This is a genomic window from Alloacidobacterium sp., assembly GCF_035631355.1.
Lineage (GTDB): Bacteria > Acidobacteriota > Terriglobia > Terriglobales > Acidobacteriaceae > Alloacidobacterium.
The window spans coordinates 1-24,304 of sequence record NZ_DASQIX010000105.1; the positions used below are offsets into that span (position 1 = coordinate 1).

Annotated in this window: 19 protein-coding genes; 11 read left to right on the forward strand and 8 right to left on the reverse strand. The window is 55.9% G+C overall.

The window, feature by feature from the left end:
- A partial coding sequence (gene recG, locus VEV40_RS18565; protein ID WP_324834494.1) for an ATP-dependent DNA helicase RecG occupies positions 1-2,144 on the reverse strand: 2,144 nt, incomplete at its 3' end.
- A gap of 198 nt (positions 2,145-2,342) precedes the next feature.
- Here recG and VEV40_RS18570 point away from each other — a divergent pair.
- Both VEV40_RS18570 and VEV40_RS18575 read left to right on the forward strand, forming a co-directional pair.
- Positions 2,343-3,248, forward strand: coding sequence for an ABC transporter ATP-binding protein (locus tag VEV40_RS18570; protein WP_324834496.1), 906 nt, complete (start codon positions 2,343-2,345; stop codon positions 3,246-3,248).
- Positions 3,241-4,488: an ABC transporter permease gene (locus VEV40_RS18575; protein ID WP_324834497.1), complete on the forward strand. Its 1,248-nt coding sequence runs from the start codon at positions 3,241-3,243 to the stop codon at positions 4,486-4,488. Before VEV40_RS18570 ends, VEV40_RS18575 begins: the two co-directional genes overlap by 8 nt.
- Positions 4,489-4,524: 36 nt before the next feature.
- Here VEV40_RS18575 and VEV40_RS18580 read toward each other — a convergent pair whose 3' ends face one another.
- Complete coding sequence (locus VEV40_RS18580; RefSeq protein ID WP_324834499.1) at positions 4,525-5,316, reverse strand: hypothetical protein; 792 nt, start codon at positions 5,314-5,316, stop codon at positions 4,525-4,527.
- Between the two features lie 301 nt (positions 5,317-5,617).
- Between VEV40_RS18580 and VEV40_RS18585 the strand changes: the two genes are divergently transcribed.
- The 3 genes from VEV40_RS18585 to VEV40_RS18595 are packed head-to-tail and all read left to right on the forward strand — an operon-like array spanning position 5,618 to position 8,704.
- Entirely contained in the window at positions 5,618-6,859 is a 1,242-nt protein-coding gene (locus VEV40_RS18585) for an alkaline phosphatase family protein (protein WP_324834501.1), read from the forward strand.
- 23 nt (positions 6,860-6,882) lie between these two features.
- The gene (locus VEV40_RS18590; RefSeq protein WP_324834503.1) at positions 6,883-7,248 is read left to right on the forward strand and encodes a hypothetical protein; all 366 of its coding nucleotides are present in this window, start codon (positions 6,883-6,885) and stop codon (positions 7,246-7,248) included.
- Positions 7,249-7,276: 28 nt separating this feature from the next.
- Positions 7,277-8,704 (forward strand): hypothetical protein, encoded by a 1,428-nt coding sequence (locus VEV40_RS18595; protein ID WP_324834504.1) that lies wholly within the window; start codon positions 7,277-7,279, stop codon positions 8,702-8,704.
- Positions 8,705-8,805: 101 nt separating this feature from the next.
- On the opposite strand, the gene VEV40_RS18600 is transcribed toward VEV40_RS18595, so the two are convergent.
- Positions 8,806-9,735, reverse strand: a complete 930-nt coding sequence (locus VEV40_RS18600) for a GDSL-type esterase/lipase family protein (protein ID WP_324834505.1) — start codon at positions 9,733-9,735, stop codon at positions 8,806-8,808.
- Positions 9,736-10,024: 289 nt separating this feature from the next.
- On the opposite strand from VEV40_RS18600, the gene VEV40_RS18605 reads away from it, so the two are divergent.
- From VEV40_RS18605 to polA, 3 genes are all read left to right on the forward strand, one after another.
- On the forward strand, positions 10,025-10,711 hold the full coding sequence (locus VEV40_RS18605) for a lysophospholipid acyltransferase family protein (RefSeq protein ID WP_324834506.1): 687 nt from the start codon (positions 10,025-10,027) through the stop codon (positions 10,709-10,711).
- Between the two features lie 112 nt (positions 10,712-10,823).
- Positions 10,824-11,885: a tRNA preQ1(34) S-adenosylmethionine ribosyltransferase-isomerase QueA gene (queA, locus tag VEV40_RS18610; RefSeq protein ID WP_324834507.1), complete on the forward strand. Its 1,062-nt coding sequence runs from the start codon at positions 10,824-10,826 to the stop codon at positions 11,883-11,885.
- 18 nt (positions 11,886-11,903) lie between these two features.
- Complete coding sequence (gene polA, locus VEV40_RS18615) at positions 11,904-14,654, forward strand: DNA polymerase I (protein WP_324834509.1); 2,751 nt, start codon at positions 11,904-11,906, stop codon at positions 14,652-14,654.
- Here the strand turns inward: polA and glmM are convergent, their stop codons facing one another.
- From glmM to VEV40_RS18630, 3 genes are read right to left on the reverse strand one after another with little or no spacing between them, the layout of a single operon-like run.
- Positions 14,655-16,007 carry a phosphoglucosamine mutase gene (gene glmM, locus VEV40_RS18620; protein ID WP_324834511.1) on the reverse strand — a complete coding sequence of 451 codons (1,353 nt, stop codon included), beginning with the start codon at positions 16,005-16,007 and terminating at the stop codon, positions 14,655-14,657.
- Between the two features lie 5 nt (positions 16,008-16,012).
- Positions 16,013-17,419: an exodeoxyribonuclease VII large subunit gene (gene xseA / locus VEV40_RS18625; protein ID WP_324834512.1), complete on the reverse strand. Its 1,407-nt coding sequence runs from the start codon at positions 17,417-17,419 to the stop codon at positions 16,013-16,015.
- A gap of 11 nt (positions 17,420-17,430) precedes the next feature.
- The gene (locus VEV40_RS18630; protein ID WP_324834513.1) at positions 17,431-17,655 is read right to left on the reverse strand and encodes a DUF2905 domain-containing protein; all 225 of its coding nucleotides are present in this window, start codon (positions 17,653-17,655) and stop codon (positions 17,431-17,433) included.
- An 83-nt stretch (positions 17,656-17,738) separates the two neighbouring features.
- Between VEV40_RS18630 and VEV40_RS18635 the strand changes: the two genes are divergently transcribed.
- Entirely contained in the window at positions 17,739-18,902 is a 1,164-nt protein-coding gene (locus VEV40_RS18635; RefSeq protein WP_324834515.1) for a potassium channel family protein, read from the forward strand.
- Between the two features lie 427 nt (positions 18,903-19,329).
- Here the strand turns inward: VEV40_RS18635 and VEV40_RS18640 are convergent, their stop codons facing one another.
- Both VEV40_RS18640 and VEV40_RS18645 read right to left on the reverse strand, forming a co-directional pair.
- Positions 19,330-20,391, reverse strand: a complete 1,062-nt coding sequence (locus tag VEV40_RS18640; protein WP_324834517.1) for a 1,9-bis(guanidino)-5-aza-nonane synthase — start codon at positions 20,389-20,391, stop codon at positions 19,330-19,332.
- A gap of 101 nt (positions 20,392-20,492) precedes the next feature.
- Entirely contained in the window at positions 20,493-21,137 is a 645-nt protein-coding gene (locus VEV40_RS18645; protein WP_324834518.1) for an O-methyltransferase, read from the reverse strand.
- A 117-nt stretch (positions 21,138-21,254) separates the two neighbouring features.
- Between VEV40_RS18645 and VEV40_RS18650 the strand changes: the two genes are divergently transcribed.
- Complete coding sequence (locus VEV40_RS18650) at positions 21,255-21,596, forward strand: PadR family transcriptional regulator (RefSeq protein ID WP_324834519.1); 342 nt, start codon at positions 21,255-21,257, stop codon at positions 21,594-21,596.
- Between the two features lie 8 nt (positions 21,597-21,604).
- Entirely contained in the window at positions 21,605-24,292 is a 2,688-nt protein-coding gene (locus VEV40_RS18655) for an ABC transporter permease (RefSeq protein ID WP_324834521.1), read from the forward strand.
- Positions 24,293-24,304 lie beyond the last annotated feature (12 nt).

Consider the following 24,304-nt stretch of genomic DNA (forward strand, 5'->3'; position numbering starts at 1 on the left):
GGATGGTCCACAAACCGCGCCGCCTCCGTCTTCGCCAACTCCAGCAACTCCCGGTCCCGCACCAGGTTCGCCACGCGAAAATCAGGCAGCCCAGCCTGCCTCGTCCCGAAAAACTCCCCGGGCCCACGCAGTTGCAGATCAAGCTCCGCCAGTTCAAATCCATTTTGCGTGCGAACCATCGCCGCCAGACGCTCCTCGGCCTGCGGAGAAACCTTGCCGCCAGTCATCAAAATGCAATACGACTTCGCCGCCCCGCGTCCGACGCGCCCGCGGAGCTGGTGTAGTTGCGCCAGCCCGAAGCGTTCCGCATGTTCAATGACCATGACTGTCGCATTCGGCACATCTACGCCCACTTCAATCACAGTAGTCGAGATCAGCACGTCGATCTCGCCACGCTGAAAGCGCCGCATCACAATTTCTTTTTCATCCGAATCCAGCCGTCCATGCAGCAACCCGAGCCGCAGCCCGGCTAAAGCGCCGGTACGAAGCGCCTCGTACATGTCCGTAGCGGCCTTGAGCGTTGGCTTGTCAAAAAGTGCAGCATTTTGCGTCTTAATTGCCCCTTTTTTGCGCGACTTTGATGCTAATTCGCCGTCTTTTTCTCCCTCCAGCGGAACAAAATCAAGTTCCGGCTGGTCGTCCCGCGCACCCTCAATTACCGGATAGACGACATACGCCTGATGGCCCTTACCTACCTGCTCGCGCACAAACTTCCAGACCTCATCCGCGCGCTCATCAGAAACTTTCCGCGTCACAATAGGCGTGCGTCCCGGCGGCAATTCATCGAGCACGCTCAAATCCAGATCGCCATATAAAGACAGCGCCAGCGTCCGCGGAATCGGCGTTGCCGTCATCACCAGCACATCGGGCTCCGCATCACTCGGCTTCTTCATTAACCGGAAGCGCTGTAGCACGCCGAACCGGTGCTGCTCATCCACCACAATCAAGCCCAGCTTCGCAAACTCGACCTTCTCCTCAATCAGCGCATGGGTCCCAATGACCAGATCCGCTTCGCCCTGATAAATCCTGCTGCGCGCCAGCCGCTTCACATCGTCATCGAGTGATCCCGTCAGCAATACAATTCGATAGTGCCGTGACGACCGCTCCAGCAGCGTTTTAGCCGCCAGATAATGCTGCGTTGCCAGAATCTCCGTCGGCGCCATCAGCGCCGCCTGATAGCCGTTCTCAATCGCCACCAGCATCGCCTGCAGCGCAACGATGGTCTTACCCGACCCCACATCGCCCTGCAGCAGACGCCGCATCGGAGAAGGCCGCCGCATATCGGCAACGATCTCACCCAGCGCCCGCTTCTGCGCCGCTGTCGGATGAAAGGGCAGAATCTCGCGGATCGCCGTGCGCACCTTCTCCGTGGTCTCAAACCCAATTCCGGCGCGCTCCTTAAAGCGCCGCCTCTTCAGTTCCAATCCCAGTTCAAGGTAAAACAGCTCTTCAAAAATCAGCCGCCTGTGCGCCAGCGTCGTCGAGCCCTGAAGCTTCACCATGGGCGTTCCCGCAGGAGGGAAGTGAACACTCCGCAGAGCTTCTTCGCGGCCCGGCAATGCAAGCCGCTCGATCAGCGCGCACGGCAGGGTTTCCAGCACATGCCCCTCAAGCTCACCGATCAGCCTGTAGACGATCCGCCGAATCCACCGTGCTGTCAGCTTGTTTCCGCTCAGAGATTCATACACAGGAACAATCCGCCCAACTTCGAGCAGATCGCCTTCTTCTTCATCACTCGACAAAACCTCCACCTGCGGCTGAATCATCTTGAAGCCGCGCCCTGAACGCGACGCCTCCACCTTGCCGTAAAGCGCCAGCATTTGTCCCGAATGAAACTTGTCCTTGAGATACGTGCCGTGAAACCACATGCACTTGAGTGAAGAGATGCCTTGCCCAACCGTCATCTCGAAGATGGGCATCGAGCGCGTCCGCAGCAGCACTGTGCCGCGCACCTCGCCGATGACGCTCGCCATCTCGCCACCCTTCAATTCGTTCAGAGGCTGTGGATGCAGCCGGTCCTCATATCGAAACGGCAGGTGATACAGCAGGTCCTCAACCGTCGAGATGCCCTTGGCGGCGAGTGTTTCGGCAATGCGCGGCCCAATGCCCTTCACAAATTGAACGTGTGTTTCCAGCCCCGGCACAGAATGGATGCTATCAGCTTTAACTGCTGATTCTCTGTGCTACCGCGTCCGGAGCCTGCATTGAGCGAAGCCGAAGGATGGTGAAAGATTTTCCTCAGCGCACCTCCGCGCAGCCTCAGCGTCCTCTGCGGTAAAACAAATCGCATCCCGGCCAACAATCTGCCCCTGCTAAACTGTCCCCATCCCCCAGGAGAACGCATGGCCGCAGTCGTAGAACTGGACCGCATCTCAAAGTCATATGAAAACAAAATAGCCGTCAAAGACCTGAGCTTCCGCATCGACGCCGGGACCATGTTCGGCCTTCTCGGCCCCAACGGAGCAGGCAAAACCTCCACCATTCGCATGATGGTCGGCATCACTATGCCCGACTCCGGCACAGTCAACCTCCTCGGCAAACCCTTCACACGCGAGAGCCTCAAAAACGTCGGTTATTTGCCCGAAGAGCGAGGCCTTTACAAAAAGATGAAAGTCATGGACCAACTCATTTTCATGGGCCAACTGCGCGGCCTCGACCCCGCCACTGCCGGTCGCCGCTCCCATGACTGGTGCGAGCGCCTGCAGATTCTCGACGCCGCCGACAAGAAAACCGAAGAGCTCTCTAAGGGCATGCAGCAGAAAATCCAGTTCATCGCCACGCTCTTGCATGACCCCGCGCTCATCATCATGGACGAGCCTTTCTCCGGCCTCGACCCCGTCAACACGACGCTGTTGCAGGACACGCTGGTCGACCTCAAAAAAAAGGGCCGCGCCATCCTCTTCTCCACGCACCGCATGGACCAGGTTGAGAAGCTCTGCGACGCCATCTGCCTCGTCAACCGCGGCGAAGGAGTGCTCTCCGGCGGCATGCGTGAGGTCAAATCGCGCTACGAGCGCAACCATGTCATCATCGACTTTGAAGGCGACAACGCATTCCTCAACCACCCCGCGATCGCTGAATATAAGGACTACTCCAGTCACGTCGATATCAGGCTCAAGCCGCACGCCGACGCGCAGAGTCTCCTCCACGCCGCGGCAGAAAAGGCGGCCATCTATAGATTCGAGTTGATCGAGCCGTCACTCGAAGAGATCTTCATCAAGACCGTGGGAGAAAAAGTCGATGCGTGATATCCGGCTCATCGCCAAACGCGAATACCTCGAGCAGGTGCGCGGCAAGGCCTTCAAGATCACCACCATTCTCATCCCCGTGATCTTCGCCGTCGTCATCGCGATCTCTGTGCTTGCAGGTAAGTATTCAGGCTCCGGCGAGCACTTCGTCGTCGCTGCCAATAACGCTACGCTGGCGGAAGACGTGCGCGCGCAACTGCTTACTGACAAGGACGCCAACCTCAAGGTCGATGTCGTCGCGCCTGCCGCCGCCTCCGACCGCCAGCAGCTCATCGACCAGGTCAGCCAGAAGCAGATTGACGGATACCTGTGGCTCACCCAGGACGCAAGCAGCGGCAAAACAACCGCCATCTATGCCGGACGATCTTCCGGCGACTTCACCACTGCAGGCCGTCTCTCCGACTCGCTGGACAAAGCCATCCTGCAGCAGCAGCTCACCGGCCACGGCGTCGCCGCCACCGATGCCGCCACGCTTACTAAAGGCGTCAAGATCAAGACCCGCCAGGTACGCGACGGCAAAGAGATGGACTCGAGCACGCTGGGCACCTTCATCGCCGCATACGTCATGGCCTTCCTGCTCACCTTCACCGTCATGATGTACGGCATGAACGTGGGCCGGTCAGTCATTCAGGAAAAGACATCACGCATTTTTGAAGTCATGCTTTCGACCGTCGAGCCAAAAAACATGCTTGCTGGAAAGCTCATCGGCATCGGCGCAGTCGGCCTCACGCAGCTTGCCATCTGGGCCGCCGCCGCCGGAATTTTCTCAACCACAGCGCTCGCCGCCAGCGTGATGACGGGCGACTTCCAGATTCATATCTCGATTCCGGAAATCATCCTCTTCGCAGTCTATTTCCTGCTCGGATACGCCCTCTACAGCACGCTCTTCGCCGGCCTCGCCGCCACCTGCGAGAGCGAGCAGGAACTCCAGCAATATGCCCCGCTGGCCGCCGTGCCTGTCTGGCTCAGCTTCAGCATGATCACCTTCATCATGAGCAACCCCAACTCCTTCTGGTCGGTGGTCGTGTCGCTCTTCCCACCCTGCGCGCCTATCGCCATGTTTCTGCGCATCGCCTCGCAGTTCCCGCCCATGTGGCAGATCGCCCTGTCGCTCGTCCTGTTGCTGCTCTCGGTCGTCTTCGTCGTCTGGTTCTCGTCGCGCATCTACCGCATCGGAATCCTCATGTACGGCAAACGGGCCACTATCCCGGAAATGCTGAGATGGTTGAGATACAGCTAGATTGGCACCTATCCGTCCAGACACTAGCCTGATTTGTCAGTCTGATTTGTCAAGTCCCGCTGAAGACGGCCCGGCACTTCCTACCTGGATGCGTATTGGTAAGGAAAATCGGCCCGGCGACTCAAGCGTTTGCTTATTTACGGTGACTCTGCCAACGCATTGAACCCGATACTCATAAATGCTGCCGACGTGAACCTCATTGTCAACAGCATGGTCAAATGTCCCGGGTAACTCAATTAGCAGCTTCTGCTCCGCTAATTGTGCTTGCGCGACGCGAGTCGATGTCAAAAGCCTGCGGTACACCCGAATCACCGTGTCACTCGGATTATCTCCCGAACTGGATGGCTTCCAACGTAGCAGTACACCATTTTCGTGCGTCACGGCGGTGAACTCCACAATGGGTGAGGGACCATTGCCTGCCACTGTCCATACGCTATTGGTCAATCCCGTCGACCGGCCATTGCTGTTCCTTAACTCCACGAAATAATACAGAGCTCGCGCAGGTCCTGATGTGAGTTCTGGAGGTAGCATCTCAGAAAATGATCCAGTCGCGCTTGGAGCTAGGAGGAACGAATCTCCTGCATTGGTGCAGGTTCCGGAAATATCCTCGCGCCGACACACTTGTATGGTGATGTCGGTCTTAATTTTGTGTCCGTCTGTTGTCTTGTGAGGCATAGTCCAGGTGAGCCAAATCATGTTATCGCCGCGAACCACAGCCAGATGCTCGACTGGTCCAGGTACGCTGAGTGACGGAGTCTGTTGTGTAATTGGCTTGTGGCATCCGGCCATAACCAGTCCCGCTGCGGCAAGTATTGCAACCAACTGCAAGGGGAGACACCCGAATTCTTGTCTGTTTGTTGACTCCTCACCAATCATTCTGGGGTCTCCTTCGCCGGGGCCGGCGATTTACTTAATCCCTGATACAAAGACTTGGCATAAGTGCACTCACTGGAGTAAAACTTGTCTCTCACATCCCCCGATATAACACAGATGCAAGTGCTGGCGAGTCGATTTGAGAAACGGCAGCACTTGCCGCCGCACTATCGACTGTTGGCCGATTAGGCATTGCCCTTGCGCTCGTGATTGAAGTAAAAGCAACCTGGCAGTACTTCATCCAATGGAGTCATGAATGGCAAATGGATCAGCACCCGGACTCGATGGTCTCCAGCATATCGTCGTCTTGATGATGGAGAACCGCTCGTTTGACCACATGCTCGGCTCGCTCGGCGCCGATGATCCGCGCATCGATGGCATTCAAAATGCGATAAGCAATCCGGACACCAACGGCACGCAAGTGAAGCCGCAACCGCTGGCGGAATTTCAAGGCCAAGTCGATCCCGATCCCGATCATCATTTTCCTGCCGTGGATATTCAGATCTTCGGTGGAGATACGAGCGCGAATCGCACCGCGAACATGCAGGGGTTCATCAAGAGCTATTTCAACCAGAGAAGAGACGTGCAGCACTCGCAGAAGATCATGTACTACTTCCCGAAGGAAAAGCTGCCCGTGTTGACGACTCTCGCGTCGGAGTTCGCCGTTTTTAATCGCTGGTTCGCCTCAATCCCAGGCCCAACGATCTGCAATCGCGCTTTCGCGCACTACGGCACATCATTCGGACGTGTCGATATGAATCTCCTGTACATAAGCGAACCGTTCCAGAGCATCTACAGCCGCCTGATCAATGCATCTCCGAAGCACACATCCAAGCTCTACTACTACGACGTAGCCAGCTCGACGATGGAGATCGTCAACCTGCTGCAGAATCAGCCGGAGCTGTTTGGCACCTTCGATCAGTTCCTGAGCGACTGCAGCAAAGGCCAGCTGCCTGACTATTCCTTCGTTGAACCGAATTACTCCGATCACGACACCGATACAGGAGAGGAGGTCGCGAGCGATCAGCATCCTGACCACAACGTGCAGGCGGGAGAGCTGTTCATAGCGCAGGTGTACATGGCAATTAAAAAGAATCCGGCGCTATGGGCCAGCACAGCGCTCCTCGTTGTCTACGACGAACACGGTGGCATCTTCGATCACGTCGTTCCTCCCGCGTGCCCTCCGGATCAATTCACAGCTTCGGCAAACGATACGGGAACAGGAACAGCATTCAACTTCGACCGGCTAGGCGTGAGAGTGCCGGCCGTGCTCATCTCGCCCTGGATTCAGAAGGGAACAGTGGTCGATCGCACATTCGATCATGCTTCGATTCCAGGGACAGTCACGAAATTCTTCCTGGGAGATTACGGCCCACGCTCGCCCCGCGAAAAAAACGCAGACGTATTTCTTGAGCCAAAGACGCAGCCCGTCGACCCGGCAAGGAACCTGCTTTCGCTCGCGGCCATGCGGAATGATTGTCCCGAGTTTGATGTTTAACGCAGGCAAGGAGGAGGCAGCCAATGGCCATCATTCAAGTCCCCAGACCGCCAAAAGACGCAATGAACCCGAACCGTCCTGCGAATGCTCTGTTGCTGTCGCAGGTGGAGCATATGCACGAGGCGGAGAAGCGGCTCCCGCTGCGCTATCGCACGGATATTTATGTCAACGCCATCAAGACTGAAGGGGAAGTCGCCAACTACATTCGCGAAGTAACAGCGGCGATCCATCGCGCACACGTAGATGCAGCCAGGCAGCGCGTAAGACCCGCGCCGAAGAAACGGGCGCCTGTGCTGCAAATTGCCGCCGTGGCCGAAGAGTCAGCGCCGAAGGGCCCGAACAACAACGCCAAAAACAAAAAGACCAAAGTCGCGCCAAAGAAGAAATAGCAGCGCAAGTCTTTTGAGGAGGGGCGATATGCGATGGAGTGTAGCGGTGATCTTGTGGTTTGCGTCTCTGCTGGCATTCGCTCAGGAAGGCAAGTTACAGGCAGATTTCCGGCGCGAAAGTGAACGTATGGCGGAGGCTTGCAAAGGCACCGGCGTCAAGGGAATTCCCGGATGCGGTATTGAGCTCTTCACCGATCATCCATTGCACATCGCGGCAGGAAGCATGCCGCCGCAAAACGGTTTCGCGCTTGGGGCGGCTTTCGTGGCGGGCCAGAACACCAAAAACTGGCGTATGACATGGGACGTGGACGCGGTGGGCTCATTCAACGGCTCTTTCCGCGCAGGCGGCTATATGAAGATGATCCACACCCCGCCTGAGAACATTAAAGTGCTTAACCCTGTGCCTTCAGGAGCAGGCGCAACCGGATCGACATCCGGAACAAAGGCGCCGCTTTTCATTCATCCCAACACCGTACTTAATCTGTATGCGCAGACCATTTCGCTGAACAAGCTCTTCTACTTCGGACTCGGTAACAGCTCCACGCTTGCGGGACAGTCTGTCTTCGGCATGACGCAGACAATTGTCGGCGTGAACGCCATCAAGCCCGTGTATGAGTGGAAGGCCATCCGACCGCTTAACCTTGCGCTGCTTGGAGAGATGAATGGCCGGTTCGTGAGCGTGCGGGGTAATCATGGCGAGTCGTACCCCTCAATTGAAGCCCTTTATACGGACGCAACCGCACCGGGCCTGAGTTCGCAGCCAGCTATGGCCCAGTTTGGAGAAGGTGTGCGCATAAAGCCGACTTTTGGAGACCGCTTCCAATTGAACTATCTAGGGAACTTTCAGCAGTTTGCAGCCTCAGCCGACTCTCATCATTCTTTTCTGCGCTGGACGGTTGACCTAAACCATAATTTTTACCTTTACGGATACACTAAGTCGGGAGCGGCAACGAACACCGATGTTCATGGTCCGGATGAGTGCGCACAGCTTAGTGACAAGTGCCCGCCGGTCTCACACTCGCGAAACCTGAATGGCTCGATCGGCTTTCGCATGCTGCTTTCCGAGTCGTTCGCCTCGTCCGTCAACACAGTCCCGTTCTATTTCCAGCCCACTCTTGGCGGCTCTGACGTCAATGGTGCAATGGCGCTCTCAAGCTATCAGGACTATCGTTTCCGCGCACCGAACGTTTTGCTTATGCGCGAGAGCTTCGAGCACTCGATCTGGGGCCCCTTCGGCTTCAGCTTTCTCGCAGACCAGGCCAAAGTCGCTGTTGCGCGCAGCGATATCGACTTCAATCAGCTGAAAGACAGCTTCGCCGCTGGGATCACACTCCGGGCCGGCGGTTTCCCCATGGTCTCGCTCATGTTCGCCTGGGGAGGAAGCGAAGGCCATCACAACATCTTCACCATGAACTCTTCGCTTCTCGGCGGATCGGCACGGCCGTCTTTATTCTGAGCGTTGTTGCTCTTCATTGAATGGTTTTTACGTAAAAGGCTAGAAGCATCAACCTGGAAGCACGATACATACTGCCGAAGGCAAAATTACAAGCCTCAGCGCTAGTGCGAATTGAGCCAGTTCGCAACCTGCTGAGCTACTTTTGTGTAGCCATTTGCATTAAGGTGCAATGGATCAATTCCAACCATTGCCCTATTTGCCAGGTGCGGGCTGACCTTTGAGTTGGCATAGCCACGAAGCACTGTGAGCACATATGGTGTGCCGGGTAAGGTCGGCGCCGTGACCCCTGTAACACACATAAATTCTGAATCGATTGCGAGGACATTCGATATGATCGGATGCACTGCACTGGTTACATTCATATAAATTGTTGTATCCGATTCCCCGACAGGTGCGGCCAGGCTGCCGGTGAGATTGTGAGCGCGGAGTGATGCAGGCAGCACGTCATTCTTATGGTCAAACACATCAAGCGGATTTGTCGGATCATACTGGCTGACAAGGTACGAGCGGATGTCGAGATAATGATCTGGATAAGTCGTTGCCAAAACGCTGTTGAGTGACATTATCCTCTTATAAACCTGAGTTCCCTTTACTTCCCATATACCGTCTGAGTTTGGAACGCTCAGGACGAGGTATCTTTTGGGCGAAGAGGTAAGAGCATTCGCCATCGAGGCAATGTCTGAAAGTATTTGCGACTCCGGGTCCGACGGCTGCTTGTAATTGTCTCTGCCCGCCCAAATCACGGCCTTATCGCCATACATGTTTTTGGCAGCAAGCATGCGAGCCGTGATTTGCATGGACGTTTGGCCGTCGACACCTCCGTTGTAAACCGAAACCCCGAGCAGTTGCTGCAATTCGCCCGGATAACTAACTCCGGTTCCATCCTGATTGCCCTGTGTCAAAGAGTCGCCCCAGCAGGCAACAGGCTCTTGCCGTCCAGTTGGCGGCGAAGTGTGGAACGGCGACACACCGCATCCAGCCATTACCGCGAGTAATAAGACATAACCTCGAACAAAACATTTCAGTCGCACACGGCCCGCTCCTTCGATTTTCTAAGATGCGTAAATCAGTTGGAAAGGCAGCGCGACGGATTAGCACTGCCATCCAATGAGCGTTGCCTATCCTTTTCGCCTGCGAAAAGTGGAGACGCTTTAGCGAGGATTGAGATTGGAAATACGAACCGGTTCTCCATAGATTCGCGGGGAAGTCGAAAAGACGAAGTCACTCAAACAACAAGGTTCTTAAGGAAGCAACCTCTGAATAAAGAAGATAAGGCAATAGCTGGAATTGAGCGAGGTAGGCCCGGATAAAATCAGGAACGTGACCCGAAAAGACTTCACCCTCTCGCAGCGGATTGCGCTGGCTGTTATCCCGCGCCTTACCGCCGCGATTCTGGCTGCCATCGGGACAACGCTTCGATTCGAGGTCATCGCCGAAGACGGCGCCATTCCATCCCCAATTCCGGCCAAAGGAATCTTCTGCTTCTGGCACCAGTGCACGCTACCTTGCGGATGGTACTTCCGCAAGTACCGCTGCACTGTCCTCATCAGTCGCAGCTTCGACGGCGAGCTGATCGCCCGCACGCTCGAACTGCTCGGTTTTGAGACCGTGCGCGGGTCAAGTTCTTTCGGAGGCGCAGCCGTAATGCTTACCATGCAGGAAATCCTGTCCGGAGGATTCGCAGTGGCCTTCACTGCCGACGGTCCACGAGGCCCGATCTACCAGACCAAGATGGGTCCCGTAAAGTTGGCGCAGATAACGCAGAGGGAAATCGGCAGCTTCTATCTACTCCCAGAGCGTGCATGGACCCTGAATTCCTGGGACCGCTTCCTCATCCCCAAACCGTTCTCGAAGGTCATCGTAAGCTGGTCGCGCGCAGTAGCGCCCCCGGCGAAAGACGCCGACGCGGCAATGCTCGAAGCAAAGCGAATGGAACTCAACGAAGCCATGGAACGAGCAAGACTGAACGCAGACAACCACATAGCTTTGCGAAGCAAAGCCGGGTAGAAGCACTGGCCTTCCAGGCCAGTGAATAAGTGAATAAAAAAAGGGGATAGAGGGCTTTAGCCCTGGACTCTTATCGAACTGTGAGTGAATTGGTGCAGATAAAATTAAATCAGTGCAAGTCTCCGATTTCAACTTCCATCTACCCGAAGAACTCATAGCGCAAAAACCACTCGAAGACCGGGCGGGAGCGCGCATGCTCACGCTCAACCGCAATACGGGAGAATACGAAGACCACCGCTTCCGCGAATTCCCGGACATACTCCAGGAAGGCGATGTCCTGGTTCTGAACAACAGCCGGGTTATCCCGGCGCGCCTCTTCGCCCACCGTGCCGGACTGCACACGCAGAAGGGCCACAAGACCACCGGACGCATCCAGATACTGCTTACAGAACAGGTAAACGAATGGGAATGGAAAGTCCTCGCGCGCCCGGGACGCAAAGTGCTGACAGGAGAACGGCTCACCTTCGATGACAACACCCTGAACGCCGAAGTCATCGCTCACGGAGAATTCGGAGAGCGGACATTGCGCTTCGAGACGGTGGCTGACTTTTACGGCGCAATCGAGAAACTGGGCCACATACCCCTGCCGCCCTACATCCATCGCCCGGATAACGCCGCCGACAGGGAGCGCTACCAAACGGTCTATGCCGAGCAGCGCGGATCGGTCGCCGCTCCAACGGCAGGATTGCACTTCACCCCAGAAATTCTGCAGAAATTACGCGAAAGGGGAATTCAAATCGAATACCTAACGCTGCACGTCGGACTTGGGACCTTCCAGCCGGTGCGAGTCGACAAAGTCGAAGAGATTCACCTGCATACTGAGCACTACACGCTGCCTCAAACCACAGCAAAAGCCGTTAACGCAGCGAAGCGCGACGGACGCAGGGTCATCGCAGCCGGCACAACTACCGTCCGCACGCTCGAACACTGCGCGAGCATCGCGCCGTGCGGAAAGCTCGAACCCCATTCCGGAGCAACCAGCATCTTCATCTCGCCCGGATACGAATTTCGCATTGTCGATGCGCTGCTTACAAATTTCCACCTGCCGCAGTCCACGCTACTGATGTTGGCCTGCGCCTTCGGCGGACGCGAACGAGTCCTCGCAGCCTACAAACACGCCGTCGAAGCTGGCTATCGCTTCTTTTCTTACGGAGACTGCATGTTCGTGTCGTAAGCGATAGACTCAACTTCGATGCCTTCAACGAACAAGCCGCCCGTTTTCCTGCTCGATTCGATGTCCTTCATCTTCCGCGCCTATCATGCGATGCAGCGGCAGCGTCCCATGTCCACGCGCAACGGCGTGCCAACTGCCGCCACCTATGTCTTCGTGAACATGATCAACAAGCTGCGCCGCGACTTCCAGCCTGAGTACTTCGCCGCCGTCTTCGATATCAGCGGGAAGGTCTTCCGCGACGAGCGCGCGAAAGAGATGACAACCATCCGGAAGTTCAACATCAAAACCCAGACCTTCGATGAAGTGGATTATGCCGGCTACAAGGCCAACCGCACGGAAATGCCGCCGGATTTGGCCCAGCAACTGCCATACATCCGCCGCGCGCTGGATGCCTTCCGCATTCCGATACTCGAAGCCGAAGGTTTCGAGGCCGACGATGTGATCGGAACGCTGTCAAAGAAGGCTGCCGAAGAAGGTCATCCTGTTTATGTTGTCTCGAACGACAAGGACATGCTGCAACTGGTCAACCACCAGGTGAAGGTCCTGAATCCGGTAAAAGATAACCTGGTTCTCGACCGCTCAAAGGTAGAAGAAACTCTCGGCGTACCGCCGGAGAAAGTCATCGACGTAATGGCCCTGCGCGGAGATTCCGTCGACAATATTCCCGGCGCGCCCGGCATCGGCGACAAAGGCTCGGTCGAGATTATTCAGCAATTTGGCAGCCTCGATGCCGCTCTTGATCGCGCAGCGGAAGTAAAGCGCAAGACGTATCGCGAGTCTCTGGAAAATAATCGCGACACGATTCTGTTGAGCAAGGAATTGGTGACCATCCATTGCGAAGTGCCGATCGAGCTCGACTTGAATGCAATGCGAACGCAACAGCCGGATGCGAATACCTGCCGTCAGCTCTTCACTGAGCTTGAGTTCACCACCTTGCTGAAGGAACTTGCTCCGGCTGAGTTGGAGCATCCTGTGGAATATCTGCTCGACCCTTCATCTGAGCAGATCGAAGCATTCATTGCACAGGCGCGGCAAAGTGGCTTTGCCTTTGCGCTACCAACTTCCGAACTTGAGACTGTCGCTGAACAATCCAGTGAGCAGGAAGGCGAAACGGTCGAGGGAAAAAAGCCAGAACTGAAGACAATGTCGTTGCTCGATCTAGTTGACGCAGCAGAGCAGCCAACTCCTGAAAAGCGGGAGTTCCGGGCCGCCGTTGCCGTAAGCAGCGATCAGGCGCTGCGTGTGCCGCTGGATGCTGTGAAGAAAGTGCTCGAAGACGAGTCCATTCCCAAGTGCGTGCATGATCTGAAAGGAGCGCTGCGTGCGCTCGAACATCACGGAGTCCAGCTCAGAAATGCGCCGGACGATCTGATGCTCTATTCGTACCTCATCAATCCGACGCACGCTTCGCACAGGTTGAGCGATGTGACTGCGCGCTTCAGCCATCATCCACTGCGCGAAGCTGGTGAAAAGCAACTGCCAGAAGCTGTTCATGCGGTGCAGACGCTTACTCCGGTCCTGCGCGAAGAGGCGGATGCTTTAGACACTCGCAGCGTTTACGAAACCATCGATCTTCCTCTGGTGCCCATTCTTCTGCGCATGGAAGAAGCCGGAGTCCGCATCGATCTCGGTGCGTTGCAGCGAATGGGAGAAAGCCTTTCAAAGGAGATCCATCGCATAGGCGAAGAGATTTACCAGCGCTGTGGGCATCGTTTCAACATCAATTCGCCGAAGCAACTCGGCGATGTTTTATTCAATAAGATGAACCTGCCGAAGCCGCTGAAATATGGCAAGGGCAAAGTCGTCTCCACCGCGCAGGATGTGCTCGAAGAGCTTGCCGCACACAACGATGTTCCGAGGCTGGTGCTCGAGTACCGGCAGCTTGCCAAGCTGAAGTCCAATTATGCGGATACACTACCACTGCTGGCTGACAGGGAAGGCCGCGTGCACACAACATTCAATCAGGTGGGCACGGCAACGGGAAGACTGTCCTCGACCAATCCGAATCTGCAGAACATTCCTATCCGTACGGAACTTGGACGGGAAATTCGTGCGGCCTTTATCGCCGCGCCTGGGCGCGTGCTCCTTTCCGCCGACTACTCGCAAATCGAACTTCGCCTGATGGCGCATTTCTCAAATGATGCTTTGCTTGTGCATGCCTACCGAACTGATCAGGACATCCACACGCTCACCGCGTCGGAAGTCTTTGGTGTTCCTGTGGACAAGATGAGCAAGGAAACGCGCAACCGCGCCAAAGCTGTGAACTTCGGCATTGTCTATGGCATTTCGCCGTTTGGATTGGCGCAGCAACTTGGTATCGACCAGCATGAGGCAAGGCTCTACATCGACACGTACTTCGCGCGCTATCAGGGAGTGCGCGCCTACATTGATCGCCTGCTCGAAGAAGTGCGGCACGAGCAGCGGGTGCGGACCCTGTTCGGGCGAGTCCGGCCTATCCCCGACATTCAAAGCCGCAATGCCAACCTGCGCGGATTTGCCGAACGCACAGCAGTTAACACGCCATTGCAGGGAACAGCGGCCGACCTGATTAAGCTCGCGATGATCCGGATTGATGGCAGATTGGCGAAAGAGAAACTGAAGTCGGTGATGACTCTGCAGGTCCACGACGAGTTGCTTTTCGACGTGCCTGAAGACGAGGCCGAGCAGGTGCAGGACCTGGTCAAGCACGAGATGGAGCATGTGATTGAATTGAAGGTTCCGATTGTTGCCGATTGCGGATTCGGAACAAACTGGCGCGACCTGGAATAGCTATGCGCCTAGCGCTTCGCGGATTGCTCCTGCGATCCGGTCCGCATGGTGCCGCATGGCGTCTTCCGATTCGGACTCGATCATAATACGGGCCAGTGCTTCGGTTCCTGAGTAACGTACGATGACGCGGCCATTTTCTGCAAGTGCTTCCTCGGCGTCGCGAATTGTGCCTACGACAGATGCAATTTCATCAAGCGGTTTTTTCTCTCTGACTCGAATATTGACGATGACCTGCGGAAAGACTTTCAGGTCGGCAATCAACTCATGCAGCGGCTTGCCTGTGCGGCGAACAATATCGAGCACAACAAGTGCTGTCAGCAGACCATCGCCCGTAGTTGCAAGATGTGGGAAAAGTATGTGTCCGGACTGCTCGCCGCCGAGCGCCGCATCCTCCTTCTGCATGCATTCCAACACATACTTGTCGCCAACCGGCGCGCGCAGCATTCGGATGCCGTCTCGGCGCAGCGCTGCTTCGAGGCCCATGTTTGACATGGTTGTGGCCACCACCACGCCATGCTTCAGGAGCTTTCGCGTTTGCAAATCGCGCGCAGCCAGCAGAAGCACAGCGTCTCCGTTGACCACTTTGCCGGAGGCGTCGGCAAAGAGAGCGCGGTCAGCGTCGCCATCGAAAGTCACCCCGATGTCCGCGTGAAGCGATTTAGTTTCTGCAGCGACAATCTCTGGGTGCAGGGCTCCGCAGTTAGAGTTGATGTTGCGGCCATTCGGATTGATGTGCGTGAGATCAACCTTGCCGCTAAACTCGCTGAACAATTCCGGCGCTATAGCTGATGCAGCACCGTTGGCGCAATCCAGCACGAGATGCAGGCCGTCGAGATTCAGTCCAGGCACAACCGCGTGGAGAAAATCTTCATAATCTACGCGGAACTGCGGATTGACTGGCAGGGCAGTGAGAGCGCAGGCGTCCGGCATTGCCATGCTCACTGGCATCCGGAGAAATATCTCTTCCTCGATATGCAGTTCTATTTCATCAGGAAGCTTATAGCCATTTCCACCAAAGACTTTAATGCCATTGTCCCGCCAGGGATTATGAGAGGCTGAAATGACCACGCCCGCGTCAAATGTATGCTTGCGCGCAAGGTAAGCAATGGCTGGCGTCGTGATGACACCGGCGCTCTCAACGCTTGCGCCACCCTCGGAAATTCCTGCACTCAACACTGCGGCAATCCATGAGCTTGATTCGCGGGTGTCCATGCCGAGAATCAGGCGCGGATGGTTGTTGCTCGCCTTTACCTGGTGCGCGAGCGCCAGTCCAACCGCGTAAATGGTTTTGGGATCAAGCGGTGATTCACCAGCCACTCCGCGGATTCCATCGGTGCCGAACAGTTTTCTCATAATTCTTAAGTGGCGCTTTCTGAAGCGATTTCCGTTACGCGGCTCTGGATGCTTCCTTGAGCAAGCTGGGTCGTGATTTGCTGGTCCTGCGTTAACGCAGACGCCTTCTTAACCAGCGCGCCCGACTCATCAAACACAAGTGCGTAGCCACGATTTAAAACAGCCAGAGGAGAGAGAGCGTGCAATTGCCGCGTCAAGCCTTGCATGTTGGCCGAATTGGTATTTATCCAGCCCTGCTGCGCGCTGATAAGCCGGTTTTCAAAGCTTCCCAACCGCTCTCGCATCAGTCGAAGATGATGTGTCGCATCCTGGCGCCGCAAACGTTCTGTTAGCAGATTCAACTGCTCCGAAAGGCCGCGACTCGCAGCACTCCAGATGGCTTCGACGCGGAAACGTAGCTCATCTATCCGTTGCTGACGGCGCGCAAAACTTTCGCGTAGACTGGCGAGCGATGTCTCTACGCCCATTCGGGCAAAGCTGTCGTGTGCCTGCATCACTCGATAGCGGCATGCGCGCTGGAGCCGGGCCGACAGCTGCTCAACATGCTCCTCGACGTTGTGCAACGCACCTGTAATGATCTCCGCCGCCGCGGATGGAGTCGGAGCGCGCAGGTCGGCGACGAAATCAGCGATGGTGAAATCCGTTTCGTGGCCAACGGCGGAAACAATCGGCAAGTCAGATTTGGCAATAGCTCGCGCAAGCAACTCAGAATTGAAAGGCGCCAGATCTTCGATAGATCCGCCGCCGCGAGCAACGACGATCACGTCGACAGAACGCGCTCGATTGAAGAATGCGATGCCGGCAGCCACTTCAGCAGCTGCGGTTTCTCCCTGCATCGGCGCTGGATATAGTAAGACATCAAGGGGCGCATGGCGGCGCGTAGAGACGTTCAGAAAATCGCGAATGACAGCGCCTGCAGGCGACGTTATGATTCCCACGCAGCGCGGGAAAGCCGGCAACGGAATCTTCCTGTTGGGATCGAAAAGACCCTCCTCTTTCAGCCGCGCCTTTAACTGTTCAAAAGCAATTTGCAGAGAGCCAGCGCCAACAGGCTCTATGAATTCCGCGACGATCTGCATCTGTCCGCGTTGCTCATAGACAGACACCTTCCCACGCACGACGACCTGAAGACCGTCTTCCGGACGAAAACGCAAAAGCGATGCTTGTCGCCGGAAGAGCACGGCTGGGAGCTGGGCATCACCATCCTTTAACGTGAAGTACACATGGCCGGACGGCGCAAGGCGCAGATTGGAAATCTCACCCTCTACCCACAAATCGGCGTATTCACGTTCAATGTACAGCCGCACTTCGCCGACAAGTTCCGCGACCTTCCAGACGCGTCGAGCCTCCACTGGAGGGCCGTCAAAAACGAAGCCCAGTTGCGGACCGGATTCTGATGCTGAGTGATTCACAAAGATCCAGTCTATCGCCGAAAGCGCGACAGCAGGTAGAAGACAAGCGAGAGCGCTACGCTGAGCAAAATGCAGGTGGCCAGCGGAAAATAAAAGGAAGTGTGCTTGCCGCGGTACGCTATGTCCCCGGGCAGTCGGCCAAGGGGGATTCCGGCCTTGCCGAGAAGCAAAACAAGGCCGCCAAGCAAGAGCAAAAATAGCCCAATACCCACCAGCAGGCGGCCAATCTCATTCATGCTGCAAGTGTAGAACAGCCTGAAGGCGTTGACGCGGGCTTCGATTCCTGCTCTTCTAAGCGCATCAGAAAGCGAGAAACATTGTGCATGTTCTTACTCTGATTGTGGGGGTCGCGTGTTTGTTCTTCGCATTGCTGGATGCATTCCAGACTGTGATTCTGCCGCGCCGGGCAACGGGCAGGTTCCGCATCACGCGCATCTTTTACATCGTCACATGGACACCTTGGTCATGGTTTGCCAACAGAGTAAAAAGCGAGCGCAAACGCGAGACAATGCTGAGCTTTTATGGTCCGCTCTCGCTTGTTTTGCTGATTGTCGTCTGGGCCAGTGCTCTGGTCTTCGGCTTTAGTCTTATCTTTTACGCCCTTGGTTCGCCATTCGCTGATCCGCTGGGGCGCACCGTGGGTCTGCGTTCCGACATATACGTTAGTGGAACCACTCTCTTTACGCTTGGTCTCGGCGATGTGGTGCCGCACCAATACATCATCCGCGACCTCGTCATACTCGAAGCGGGAATGGGCCTGGGCTTTGTGGCCATGGTGATTGGCTATTTCCCGGTGCTTTACGCGGCATTTTCGCGGCGCGAGGTAAGTATCTCCCTGCTTGATGCGCGTGCCGGCTCCCCTCCCACCGCCGTCGAGTTGTTGCGCCGCCATTCTTTCGATGGTGGCAACGCCGCGCTGGTTCTTCTATTGGAAGAGTGGGAACGCTGGTCAGCAGAATTGCTGGAAAGCCATATATCTTATCCGCTGCTCTGCTACTTCCGTTCTCAGCACACGCATCAGAGCTGGCTCAGTGCACTTACCGCCATTCTGGACACCTGTGCACTGCTCATCTCCGGCGTGCAGGAACAACCGGCTCGACAGGCGCAATTGACATTCGCCATGGCCCGGCACGCTCTGGTTGATTTGGCACAGGTATTCTCGTTAGATCCGATAAAGGAGATGCCTGATCGCTTGTCGGAAAAGCAGTTCCAGTTGGTATACGACCAGATGTGCCAATCAGGTGTCCATCTTTGCAGAGACGCGCACTCGCCCGCGCGTCTGCGACAAATGCGTCAGCTATACGAGGGGTATTCCGAAGCCCTGAGCCATTATCTGTGCATGTCATTGCCGCCTTGGGTTGCTGAGCGCCCGCACAAGGACAACTGGCTTTCCGTCGCCCGTCTACGGGCAGAAGCGGAAACCGGCTCCACGCCCGATGATGCGCGCAAGCTGCTCTTCGACGAAGAGCATCACGTTTTCTAAGGGAACAGGAGCTTTGTGAACTACGCGCTACTGCTTATTGACGCGCAATTCGAGGCCACGCTCAAAAGGAATCAGGTTTGATGTTGTGCAACAACGTTCAACCGATGACTCATAGGAGCGGATCGCGGCCCGGCACAACGATCTGAACCACAGAAAGCAGGCTAAATAGAGAGTGGCAACTGTTGAAACAATCAACAACATGGCAGTACTCCGCGGAGAAAGTGAAACAAGGGAGGGAAGGCTTCATTTATCTCGGCGAGAAAGATAGTACTCCATTCTTGAAACGGCCAACCAGATTATTTTGGGAGCAGCTTCATTTTTCGAAAAGAAAAAGAGAATCTACCTCCTAATTCAATAAAGAAAGCCGCCGGAATAACAGACGGCTTCTCAGAAGTAACCGAAGTAACTAATTCAAGCTAACTCGAGGTTACGCGGTAACCGGCTCCAACAGGCGGGCCCACCGACGCTCTGGTCGTTCGGCGTGTGCTTTCTTGTGATAGGCGTAGCCGGTGATGAGCGGCAATGCTATCGTCGCCTCGCTGTAGACCATCTGCTCAAATGTCGTATCAACTTTTCCCCATGAGCTTGCTTCCTTCAGCGTGCTGGAAGAGAGCGCTCCGTCGCGCACGTCGGCAACCGTGATTTGAATCGCGTATTTGTGCATGGGTGCTTCGTTACCGAGAACGTCAGCGGCAACCACAATGTCCTGCGCGAAATTCTTCGGAACGCCGCCGCCGATCATCAGCAGGCCTGTGGTCGGATTGGCGATCTTGAGCTGCGTCAATTCATAAAAATCTTTGGCCGAGTCGAGCGAGACTTTGGGCTTGTCCTGACGCGCGTGCTGGTGGGCCACCAGGCCGAACCCAGCCGAGCAGTCACTGAAGGCGGGACAGAAGATCGGCACATCTTTCTGGTAGGCCGCATAGACAATCGAATCGACGCCGCCCTTGTCCGGCGTCTTGCCGTTCGCTTCGAGATAAGCGCCCATGGCGCGGATGAATTCACGCGAGCTGTAAGGACGCGGATCGAGCGAGTTGGCAATCTTTTCCGTGGTCTCATCGCAGAACCGAAGCTCTTCCTCGTCAATGAGCGTGTCGTAGATACGGTCGATCATCAGGTCGCGCAGCATCGCATCTTCCGTGCCCTGCTTGAGAAGGTCATTGGCGATCCAATGCTTAAAGCCGAGGGCCTCGAAGAAGTCCTGGTCGACAATATTCGCGCCGGTCGAAACCACGGCATCCACCATGTTGTTGCGGATCAAATCGACAAAAATCTGCTTCAGCCCCGCGCTGATGAGCGAGCCGGCAAGGCAGAGAATGACACCGCAATCTTTGTCGCGCAGCATCCGCTCGTAAATCGAAGCCGCCCGGTTGAGATCACGGGAGCTGTAGGCCATGTGCTCCATGGCATCGACCAGCGCGACAACGTCATGCTGCTTGATATCGATGTGCTGGATTGAGTTGGTGAGGAGTTCCTTTTTCGTAGGCATAGCCATTCCAGAATATCAACAAAACCCGCGTCATTACAGGCGATGTGTGTTAATTTCCGGCGCTGGCAACAGCGAACTGAAGGCGAAGAAAATACGTCTTTTTAGCGCCGTCCTTCGCGCTTCTGCGCCACCACAAAACCTCGCGGCGTAGGCAGCAGCACAACAGATAACAGTCCCTCAGATTCCATCCTGAGCGCGGCGTCGCGGACGACTTTCAGGTGCGAGCTGGCGTCATGCAGCAGGATGAGCCCCTGTGGATTTATCTGCGGCAGGAATCGCCTGACCTCCGGCTCGCGGATCGGCATGTCGCTGTCGCTGAAAAGAATGTCAATCTGTCCGTCAATCTTCATCTCCAGGCTCGACTCATTCCGCAATTCAATCCACTCCGAGAGTTCAGACGTGACGATCTTTTCCTTCGCTTTTGCGAAGACCACTGGATCAAGTTCGCAGCTGATCACCTTGCCGAAACCATTCCGCTTTAATCCTTCTGCGATCCACAAAGTGCTGACTCCGAGAAACGCACCCGTCTCGACCACCAGCTCGGGCTTGACGGTCGTGACCAGAGTGCGAAGAAACTCCAGCACCTCGACTTCGGCGGTCATCGAATCATACATGCTCCAGCGCTCCGGATGCGGACACTCCGGCGTGGCGCGATGATATTCAGGCAGAAGCGCACCGGCGGCGCGCTCCGCCTGCATCATGACCTTATGTTCCTGCTTGAGCTTCTTTTTGAGGAAAAGACCCATCTCTACTCAGCTTTCAGTAACAACTGCAAAGAAACAGTGTAATCAGCCGATGCGCTGAGGCCAAACTCCGCGTTTGACAGGAAATCTGTCGCTGTCTATGCTTCCCATAAATAGTTTATGGAAAACATTCGCGATACATCCGGCGACCTGATTCAGGGCACGCTCGATATGTTGATACTGAAATCTCTGATGCGGGGCGCAATGCACGGCTATGGCATAGCCGAGTGGATCCACCAGATGTCACAGCAAGTACTGCGCGTGGAAGAGGGTGCACTATACCCGGCGCTTCACCGTCTGGAGCTTCGTGGTCTGCTGTCAGCTAAATGGGGGGCCTCGGAAAACAATCGCCGCGCAAAGTTCTACCAATTGACGGCTGAGGGAAAGAAGAAGCTGACGAGCGAGTCGCAACGCTGGGCAAGGCTCTCAGCGGCGGTGGCGTTTGTCATGCAACAGGCTTAGGAGGTCACATGCCTGAATGGCTGCATGAAATAGAACTTCGAGCAAAGGCGCTCTTCAATAAGCGACGCCTTCAGCGCGACCTTGCTGATGAACTGGCCTTCCACCAAGCCATGCTGCGTGAAAAGTTCGAACGCGAAGACCGGGATCTCGAAAACGTCCCTGCAAGCGTACATCAGAGCTTCGGCGATGCCCACCGCTGGCATGAGCGCCTCACAGAACTCTGGCAATTCCGCTGGCTCGAAAATCTACTCCGTGACCTCTCCTTTGCCGCGCGGATTTTACACAAATCGCCGGGATTCACCTCGGTCGCTCTGCTCACCCTCATTCTCGGCATCGGCACCAACGCCGCTGTCTTCAGTCTGGTCAATGGCCTGCTGCTGCGCCCTTTACCCGTACCGCACGCGGAAGAGCTGCTTATCCTGCGGCAACTACCCAGCGGATTCGGCTATTCCTTCTGTATTCCGGTTTTCCGCCTGCTTGAAAAACGCACAGATGTCTTTCAGGATGTCTTTGCTTTTACTAACCACGAATTTCAGGTACGCAATGGCAACAGGAATGAATCTCATGGCGGCGCGCTGGTCAGCGGGCAGTTCTTTGCCGGCTTAGGCGTTCCACCCCAGCTGGGACGCTATCTCAATGCCACCGACGATCAGCCCGGAGGCGCGACGTCCGGCCTTGCCGCCGTCATCAGCGACCAGTTCTGGAAGACGTGGTTCAACCACGCACCTGATGTAGTCGGCAGCAAACTCATTCTTGATAACGTCGCCTTCACCGTTGTCGGGGTCATGCCGCGATCTTTTATAGGGGCAGAAATTACCAGTCGCCCGCAAATCTATGCTGCTCTGGCAATCGAACCCTTGGTCGATGCGCCTTTTAACAATACCGCCAGTGGTTACCATTCATGGTGGTTCCGCGTGGCAGCGCGCAGAAAGCCCGGCATGTCCGTGGCGCAAACGAACGCCGCGCTGCGGGCCATCTCAGGCCCGCTCGTGCAGGAAGCGATCCCTGACTCACAGTTCCGCATTGATTACAAGACGCAAGAACAGCTCTATCTATCAGCCGAATCTGGATCGACAGGGTACTCTTTTCTGCGCAAGGACTTCCGCTACCCACTGTTGGTTGTGTTTGTATTGTGCGGTGCCGTCCTGCTGCTGGCATGTCTGAACCTTGCCAGCCTGCTTTTGGCCCGTGCCGCGGCCCGCGAGCGCGAGATTGCTACGCGATTGGCCATTGGGGCCACGCGGCGCAGGGTCATCCAGCAGTTACTCGTGGAATCGGTGCTGCTTTCGTTTACCGGAACGCTGGCGGGGTTCGCTGTGGCCCCCCTCACTGCTCGCTTTCTCTCGTTTTTCATCACAAACAACTACAGCGATTTGGATACGAGCGTGGATATCCGCGTCCTATTGTTTGCCGCGGGCATTGGAGTTTTGTGCACGCTGGTTATCGGTCTTGTGCCGGCCCTGCACGCTTCTTTCGGCAGCGTGCAAACACAGATGCGGCAGGGTGCCCAGAACCTTCGCAGGGCCCGTAGCCAGCGCCTTCTTGGAAATCTGATGTTGACTGCTGAAGTCGCTCTCACGCTGATTGTCGTGATTGGCGCCGGTCTGCTGGGGACAAGCCTGATGCGCGTGTATCGCACTGGCCTGGGCTTCGATGGCCACGGACTCCTGCTGGTGGACCTCGATATTACCAAGCAGTCATGGAAGGCGCCTGCCGTATTGCAGTTCTACCGTGAGTTCGCAGATGAGGCAGCGCGCATCCCGGGCGTAGGCAACGTGACTTATGCCATGCCAACACCGTTCTCCGGCAGTACATCTTGGGACGACTGGTACTCAAACAGTAAAAAACAAACTCTCTATGCAAGCAGCATTGCGCCGGATTATTTCCAGACTATGCGCATTCCTCTGCTCACAGGCCGGGACTTTGCCTGGGCGGATACGTATGTAACACCGCTGAAAGTTGTTCTGAATCAGGCTGCAGCCCAGTACTTCTTTCCGATCGCCGACCCAGTCGGCCAGCAGATTCGCGATTCTGACGGAAAAAATGCGAAGACATACGAGGTCATCGGAGTCGTGGGAAACACGAAATATGCTGATTTGCGCGAGGCGGTTCGCCCGATGGTCTATAAACCTTTGACGCAGGATGACCTCAAGACACCTGTCTATACGTTTGTTTTGCGCATCAGCGGAAAGCCGGGCCCGGCGATCGACGCCATTCGCAATCTTACAGTGCGACTCGCTCCAGGCGCCCCAGAACCAAACTTCCTCACCATGGACCGGCAGATCAATGAGGCCATCAGTTCGATGCGGATGATTGTCATGCTCGCTGTCTTTTTCGCGATTTGTGCGCTCTTGGTTACAGCGATTGGCCTATACGGCACACTTGCCTATTCCACATCGCGCCGCACCAGCGAGATCGGCATCCGCATGGCTTTGGGAGCGCAGCGCAAGCAGGTGGTCTGGCTGGTCTTCCGCGAAAATGCAATAGTCGCAGTTATCGGCTCACTTGCTGGCATGGGAGTTGCGTTGCTGGCCTCACGCGCACTGACGACGCTGCTCTACAATACATCGTCGCATGATTTGCCTGTCATGCTGCTGTCGGTCGCCGCGCTGGGCGCTATTGCCTGTATCGCTTCGCTGCTGCCGGCTCTCCATGCAGCTCACATCGAGCCCATAGAAGCCATCCGCTACGAGTAACAGTGCCACTCT

Coding starts and splice junctions, on each gene's coding strand:
- polA (WP_324834509.1), top strand. CDS start 11,904: ATGCCTTCAACGAACAAGCCGCCCGTTTTCCTGCTCGATTCGATGTCC.
- VEV40_RS18640 (WP_324834517.1), bottom strand. CDS start 20,391: ATGCCTACGAAAAAGGAACTCCTCACCAACTCAATCCAGCACATCGAT.
- glmM (WP_324834511.1), bottom strand. CDS start 16,007: ATGAGAAAACTGTTCGGCACCGATGGAATCCGCGGAGTGGCTGGTGAA.
- VEV40_RS18645 (WP_324834518.1), bottom strand. CDS start 21,137: ATGGGTCTTTTCCTCAAAAAGAAGCTCAAGCAGGAACATAAGGTCATG.
- VEV40_RS18585 (WP_324834501.1), top strand. CDS start 5,618: ATGGCAAATGGATCAGCACCCGGACTCGATGGTCTCCAGCATATCGTC.
- VEV40_RS18655 (WP_324834521.1), top strand. CDS start 21,605: ATGCCTGAATGGCTGCATGAAATAGAACTTCGAGCAAAGGCGCTCTTC.
- VEV40_RS18575 (WP_324834497.1), top strand. CDS start 3,241: ATGCGTGATATCCGGCTCATCGCCAAACGCGAATACCTCGAGCAGGTG.
- VEV40_RS18570 (WP_324834496.1), top strand. CDS start 2,343: ATGGCCGCAGTCGTAGAACTGGACCGCATCTCAAAGTCATATGAAAAC.
- VEV40_RS18590 (WP_324834503.1), top strand. CDS start 6,883: ATGGCCATCATTCAAGTCCCCAGACCGCCAAAAGACGCAATGAACCCG.
- VEV40_RS18630 (WP_324834513.1), bottom strand. CDS start 17,655: ATGAATGAGATTGGCCGCCTGCTGGTGGGTATTGGGCTATTTTTGCTC.
- VEV40_RS18650 (WP_324834519.1), top strand. CDS start 21,255: ATGGAAAACATTCGCGATACATCCGGCGACCTGATTCAGGGCACGCTC.
- VEV40_RS18595 (WP_324834504.1), top strand. CDS start 7,277: ATGCGATGGAGTGTAGCGGTGATCTTGTGGTTTGCGTCTCTGCTGGCA.